Annotated in this window: 2 protein-coding genes, 2 rRNA genes and 1 riboswitch (1 of these 5 running past the window's edge); of the genes, 1 reads left to right on the forward strand and 3 read right to left on the reverse strand. The window is 44.9% G+C overall.

Features of this window, described 5'->3' with window-relative positions; translation table 11 throughout:
- The first annotated feature begins 31 nt into the window (after positions 1–31).
- The gene (locus R6U77_RS04055; protein ID WP_319837550.1) at positions 32–1,897 is read left to right on the forward strand and encodes an SEL1-like repeat protein; all 1,866 of its coding nucleotides are present in this window, start codon (positions 32–34) and stop codon (positions 1,895–1,897) included.
- 38 nt (positions 1,898–1,935) lie between these two features.
- Here R6U77_RS04055 and R6U77_RS04060 read toward each other — a convergent pair whose 3' ends face one another.
- The 3 genes from R6U77_RS04060 to R6U77_RS04070 form a co-directional block, all read right to left on the reverse strand.
- Complete coding sequence (locus R6U77_RS04060) at positions 1,936–3,405, reverse strand: amino acid permease (RefSeq protein ID WP_319837551.1); 1,470 nt, start codon at positions 3,403–3,405, stop codon at positions 1,936–1,938.
- Between the two features lie 75 nt (positions 3,406–3,480).
- Positions 3,481–3,661, reverse strand: a riboswitch (Lysine riboswitch).
- Between the two features lie 688 nt (positions 3,662–4,349).
- Positions 4,350–4,465: ribosomal RNA gene (gene rrf, locus R6U77_RS04065) — 5S ribosomal RNA — on the reverse strand.
- A 68-nt stretch (positions 4,466–4,533) separates the two neighbouring features.
- A 23S ribosomal RNA gene (locus tag R6U77_RS04070) occupies positions 4,534–7,398 on the reverse strand; it runs 63 nt beyond the window's last position.

Raw genomic sequence — 7,398 nt, forward strand, 5'->3', positions numbered from 1 at the left:
CCGATAAAAAACATAAGAAGGAGTGATGAGCGTGTACAAACCTGAAGAGCTTTCGTCTATTTTAAGTGCTATCCCTAGCACACATCAGCCCCTCATACTAGCATTGCAACAAGCAGCTACAAATGTAAATGATTACCCCTCACGCTCTTTACAGCATTCTAGTGAAGTCTTGACTATTATTGCAAAAGATATGTATGAGAAAAAAATGTCACAGCCTGTCGTACATGTCGCACTACGTACTTTATTAAAAAATAAACTATTCATATCTAAAATACAGCCAAGTCGCATTTATTTATTAATGAACCTTGTTCAACAAATGACAACTACACAAACAAGCTCAAAAATCGATGCGAAGGCAGCTCAAATTGTTCTCGATTATATTATAGATATTTGCGAATGGTATTTAAAGGAATTAAAAGATGGTGAGAGATTATCTACGTCAGCCTTACATCTTAAACAAAATCATGAGGATACAAGCGATAATTTTGAAGCGATGAGACAGTGGTTTTTAGTGGCAGCGACTGCTGGCGATGCTAGCGCTCAATATAATTTAGGCGTTCTTTACAATCACGGCAAAGGTGTCACTCAAAACTATGAAGAAGCTGTGAAATGGTACTCTTTAGCTGCGGCACAACATGAAGCAGATGCACAATATGCATTAGGTGTACTTTACGAATTAGGGCTTGGCATTGAGCAAGATGCCCAAAAAGCAGCTGAACTTTATCAGCTAGCTGCACAAAGCGGTCATGCAGATGCGCAATATAATTTAGGCTCCCTATATAATCAAGGAAGGGGCGTACCTCAAAACTACGTGGAGGCTGCTAAATGGTACGAGCTCGCTGCAAGTCAAGGTAACACGAGTGCGCTCAATAATTTAGGCTTCTTATATCATAATGGCACAGGTGTTGAGCAAAACTTCCAACAAGCCATCGAGCTATTTTCAAAAGCTGCTGTCGCCGGCGATGCAAGTGCTCAATACAATTTAGGCTATATGTATAGCAAAGGGCGAGGTGTAACAACTAACTATGCCGAGGCTGCCAAATGGTTTTTAAGTGCTGCATTGCAAAATCATACGAATGCGCAATTTCAGCTTGCTTTATTATATCGTACAGGAGACGGTGTCGAAAAAAACATTGATGAGGCACTTAAATGGCTTCTCCTTGCAGCCAATGCAAACCATACAAATGCTCAATATACGTTAGGTCTTATGTATAAGCTGCAAAATAATGAAAAGCAAGCAATGGACTGGCTATCAAAAGCCGCTGCGAACGAACATATTAGTGCCTGTTACGACTTAGCAATGCTTTATAAAAAAGTCAATAGCGAAAGCCCTCTTATGATGAAATGGCTAAAGCGCGCTGCCATACGTGGTCATGCAGATGCCCAGTTTGAGCTAGGTATGCATTATTTACATGAGCTTACCTATACAGAAGCTGCTAAATGGCTTCAATCAGCTGTTGAGCAGCACCATCTCCAGGCAGAATACGAGCTGGGCTTACTTTATGAGCAAGGGCTTGGTGTCGAAAAAAATTATGATGAAGCCCGTCATTGTTATCGCCTTGCCGCTGACCAAGGTCATATGCTCGCACAGTATAAACTAGGCAATATTTTCGATAAAGGGCTTGGCGTTGCTGTTGATTACACTGAGGCCGCTAAATGGATCAGCCTTTCCGCCTTTAAAGGGTACCCAAAAGCACAATTCCAGCTCGCACAAATGTATGCGAACGGAGAAGGCGTTTCACACGATTACTCCGAAGCAGCCAAATGGTATCGTCGAGCTGCTATAAACGGTCATATTAAAGCACAATTTCAACTAGGTATGTTATACAAAAAAGGACTTGGCGTTGCGCAAGATTATGCCGAAGCAACATACTGGCTAAAAAAATCTATCCAATAAAAAAATAGGCTGTGCGAAATCACACAGCCTATTTTCATCTATTTAGAAGCCTCTACTTTCAAATCACATGCTTCCAACGGCAAAAGCTTGGTTTTATATTTAATTTTATAGCCAATCCAAAGCAGTAAAAATAATGGAATACCGATATACGAAACAAGAATACCGTACCAGTCAATTTTATCTCCCATAAATGCTGTATAGTTTTGTCCAAGCACAACAATTAAGCAAACTGTTAAAGCAAACAATGGGCCAAACGGATACCATCTCGCTTTATAAGGTAATAAGGATAAATCCATACCTTGTGCAACAAATGCTCTTCGAAATCGATAATGACTATAAGCAATACCAAGCCAAGCAATAAAGCCTGACATTCCTGAAGCATTCAATAACCAAATATATACTACCCCATCCCCAAAGAAAGAAGCTAAAAATGCTAAGCTCCCCACTGCTAATGTTGCAAGCAGTGCATAAATTGGAATACCGCGATGACTTAGCTTCATCAAAAATCTTGGAGCTTTACCTTCTACAGCTAACTGCCAAAGCATACGTGATGCTGCATAAAGCCCTGAATTTCCCGCTGATAGCATCGCTGTCAAAATGATGGCATTCATAAAAGATGCAGCCACAGCGATACCAAGGCGATCAAACACTAATGTAAATGGAGATACAGCAATATCCTCTGATAATAAACGCTCATCCGTAAAAGGAATTAATAAACCAATTGCGGCAATAGCTAAAATATAAAACAATAAAATTCTCCAAAACACAGATTTAACAGCCTTCGGAATATTTTTCTCTGGATTATCTGTCTCACCAGCTGTTACCCCTAGCAATTCTGTACCTTGAAACGAAAATCCCGCTGCAAGAAAAATCCCAAAGGTAGCAAAAAAGCCCCCATGAAACGGTCCATCATGAATAAAGAAATTTGTAAATCCGACAGGTGCTTGCCCACCTAAAATTCCAAAAATCATTAAGAAGCTGATAATAATAAACACAATAACTGTTGCGACTTTAATCATCGCAAACCAATATTCACTTTCCCCATAACTTTTAACAGACAAAAGATTAAAAGTTAACACTACTATGATAAACAATACTGTCCAAATAACCGATGAGCTATTTGGAAACCAATATTTCATAATCAGGGATACGGCTGCAATTTCGGCCGCAATCGTAATCGCCCAGTTATACCAATAATTCCATCCCAGCGCAAACCCTAGCGCTGGATCAACAAATTTACTCGCATACGTACTAAAAGATCCCGATGATGGCATATAAGCAGCCATCTCCCCTAAGCTGGTCATTAAGAAGTACACCATAATTCCAATCAGTCCATAGGCTAACAATGCGCCTCCAGGACCAGCTTGGGCAATAGCACCTCCACTCGCTAAAAACAACCCTGTTCCGATTGTTCCTCCTAAGGAAATCATTGTAATATGGCGACTTTTTAATGCTTTTTGCAGCTTCGGTGGTTTATGACCAAGCTGATTAATTTTAATATCACTCACTGTATAGCTTCCTTCCTAATTTCAAGACAAAAAAATACCATCACAAGACACTGTGATGGCTACATTCATCCTTAGTTTTTTGATAGCTCAACACGTTGTCTCAACAAACGTGACAGTTCTGCTCCTTTCGAACGCAGCCCCAGCATGAAGGTTACAAGCTCCCTCACACTTCGGCAATATTTCCTTTCCACTAATTTCATCAATGCTTGCCATTTCCATTAGCGTACTTTTAAATATTGCGACCTCTACCCCAATCAAACTTGAGGTTTATTATTAAATTTATAACGCATATTATTTTAACATAATAAATGCTCACTTGCAATGAAAAATGAGGCAACATACTAAATCAGGAAGTCTATCACTTTTTTAAACAGTTCTAAAGACTTCATTCACTCGATTGTGTCAGGAGGAGGATTTTTCGCAATATGGAACGCTTGAGCATTTAGTATTTATAACAAAATTTATAAGTAAGTTTGGTACTATTATAAGAGGCTACCAATAATAACTCGCCCATTTTAGGAAGAAATCCGCCCGATTATGCATTGAACTCGCCCGTAAAACAACTTATTTGGCCCAATTTTATTAGCGAGGGAATTTTATATGCACAACAAAATCACTGAATGCTCAGTAGTCTTGTTGTTGCGAAGCGATGTCCTACTCTCACAGGAGACAGCCCCAACTACCATCAGCACTCTCAACGCAGTGCAGCAACGGATTTCTTCATTGCCCGCAGCGCTTACGGTGCTCATGTACCATGTACATTCCGCTCCACACGCCTTGGCGCCTTGAACTCCACCGCTTCACTGCACTGCTTCATATCAGGTTCGTATAAAGGAAAGTGCAATTGTTTGCTACCGATACCGCGCCAACCTGACCTTTTGATAGTTGGGGATTTCCTACTCTATACACAAAAAAACCACTGAATATTCAGTGGTCTCATTGTTGCGAAGCGACGTCCTACTCTCACAGGGGGAAACCCCCAACTACCATCGGCGCTAAAGAGCTTAACTTCCGTGTTCGGTATGGGAACGGGTGTGACCTCTTTGCCATCATCACTTCACCGTATTAAATTGGAAAGAAATTATTCTTTCAAAACTGGATAAACGGTCATTGAAACAAGTTTAGAATGTGGTTAAGTCCTCGATCGATTAGTATTCGTCAGCTCCATGTGTCGCCACACTTCCACCTCGAACCTATCTACCTCATCGTCTTTGAGGGATCTTACTTACTTGCGTAATGGGAAATCTCATCTTGAGGGGGGCTTCATGCTTAGATGCTTTCAGCACTTATCCCGTCCATACATAGCTACCCAGCGATGCCGTTGGCACGACAACTGGTACACCAGCGGTATGTCCATCCCGGTCCTCTCGTACTAAGGACAGCTCCTCTCAAATTTCCTACGCCCACGACGGATAGGGACCGAACTGTCTCACGACGTTCTGAACCCAGCTCGCGTACCGCTTTAATGGGCGAACAGCCCAACCCTTGGGACCGACTACAGCCCCAGGATGCGATGAGCCGACATCGAGGTGCCAAACCTCCCCGTCGATGTGGACTCTTGGGGGAGATAAGCCTGTTATCCCCGGGGTAGCTTTTATCCGTTGAGCGATGGCCCTTCCATGCGGAACCACCGGATCACTAAGCCCGTCTTTCGACCCTGCTCGACTTGTAGGTCTCGCAGTCAAGCTCCCTTGTGCCTTTACACTCTACGAATGATTTCCAACCATTCTGAGGGAACCTTTGGGCGCCTCCGTTACCTTTTAGGAGGCGACCGCCCCAGTCAAACTGTCCGCCTGACACTGTCTCCTGCCCCGCTAAGGGGCATGGGTTAGAATTTCAATACAACCAGGGTAGTATCCCACCGACGCCTCCTTCGAAGCTGGCGCTCCGAGATCTCTGGCTCCTACCTATCCTGTACAAGTTGTACCAAAATTCAATATCAAGCTACAGTAAAGCTCCACGGGGTCTTTCCGTCCTGTCGCGGGTAACCTGCATCTTCACAGGTACTATAATTTCACCGAGTCTCTCGTTGAGACAGTGCCCAGATCGTTACGCCTTTCGTGCGGGTCGGAACTTACCCGACAAGGAATTTCGCTACCTTAGGACCGTTATAGTTACGGCCGCCGTTTACTGGGGCTTCAATTCATAGCTTCGCTTGCGCTAACCACTCCTCTTAACCTTCCAGCACCGGGCAGGCGTCAGCCCCTATACGTCACCTTACGGTTTTGCAGAGACCTGTGTTTTTGCTAAACAGTCGCCTGGGCCTATTCACTGCGGCTCTCATGCGCTTGCACGCTCAAGAGCACCCCTTCTCCCGAAGTTACGGGGTCATTTTGCCGAGTTCCTTAACGAGAGTTCTCTCGCACACCTTAGGATTCTCTCCTCGACTACCTGTGTCGGTTTGCGGTACGGGTACCTCCCACCTCGTTAGAGGCTTTTCTTGGCAGTGTGAGATCAGGAACTTCGTCCATACGGACTCGTCATCACAGCTCAACGTATCAGTGTGCGGATTTGCCTACACACACGCCTTACTGCTTGAACAGAGACAACCAACGCTCTGCTTACCCTACCCTCCTGCGTCCCCCCATTACTCAAACGGTGGGGAGGTAGTACAGGAATATCAACCTGTTGTCCATCGCCTACGCCTGTCGGCCTCGGCTTAGGTCCCGACTAACCCTGAGCGGACGAGCCTTCCTCAGGAAACCTTAGTCATACGGTGGACGGGATTCTCACCCGTCTTTCGCTACTCATACCGGCATTCTCACTTCTAAGCGCTCCACCAGTCCTTCCGGTCTGACTTCAACGCACTTAGAACGCTCTCCTACCACTGACATCGTAGATGTCAATCCACAGCTTCGGTGAATCGTTTAGCCCCGATACATTTTCGGCGCAGTGTCACTCGACCAGTGAGCTATTACGCACTCTTTAAATGATGGCTGCTTCTAAGCCAACATCCTGGTTGTCTAAGCAACGCCACATCCTTTTCCACTTAACGATTACTTTGGGACCTTAGCTGGTGGTCTGGGCTGTTTCCCTCTTGACTACGGATCTTATCACTCGCAGTCTGACTCCCGTGCATAAATATCCGGCATTCGGAGTTTGTCTGAATTCGGTAAAGCGAGATGCCCCCCTAGTCCAAACAGTGCTCTACCTCCGGTATTCTCTATCACGAGGCTAGCCCTAAAGCTATTTCGGAGAGAACCAGCTATCTCCAGGTTCGATTGGAATTTCTCCGCTACCCACAGCTCATCCCCGCACTTTTCAACGTGCGTGGGTTCGGGCCTCCAGTAAGTGTTACCTTACCTTCACCCTGGCCATGGGTAGATCACCTGGTTTCGGGTCTACGACAACGTACTCACTCGCCCTATTCAGACTCGCTTTCGCTGCGGCTCCGCTTTCTCAGCTTAACCTTGCACGTTATCGTAACTCGCCGGTTCATTCTACAAAAGGCACGCTATCACCCATTAACGGGCTCTAACTACTTGTAGGCACACGGTTTCAGGATCTCTTTCACTCCCCTTCCGGGGTGCTTTTCACCTTTCCCTCACGGTACTGGTTCACTATCGGTCACTAGGGAGTATTTAGCCTTGGGAGATGGTCCTCCCGGATTCCGACGGAATTTCACGTGTTCCGCCGTACTCAGGATCCACTCTGGAGGGAATGAACTTTCGATTACAGGGCTTTTACCTGCTCTGGCGGACCTTTCCAAGTCGCTTCATCTACTTCATTCCTTTGTAACTCCGTATAGAGTGTCCTACAACCCCAAAGAGCAAGCTCTTTGGTTTGGGCTTTTCCCGTTTCGCTCGCCGCTACTCAGGGAATCGAATTTTCTTTCTCTTCCTGCAGGTACTTAGATGTTTCAGTTCCCTGCGTCTGTCTTCCATACGCTATGAATTCACGTAAGGATACTATGCCATTAAACATAGTGGGTTTCCCCATTCGGAAATCCCCGGATCAAAGCTTACTTACAGCTCCCCGAGGCATATCGGTGTT

It is taken from the genome of Lysinibacillus louembei (assembly GCF_033880585.1).
GTDB lineage: Bacteria > Bacillota > Bacilli > Bacillales_A > Planococcaceae > Metasolibacillus > Metasolibacillus louembei.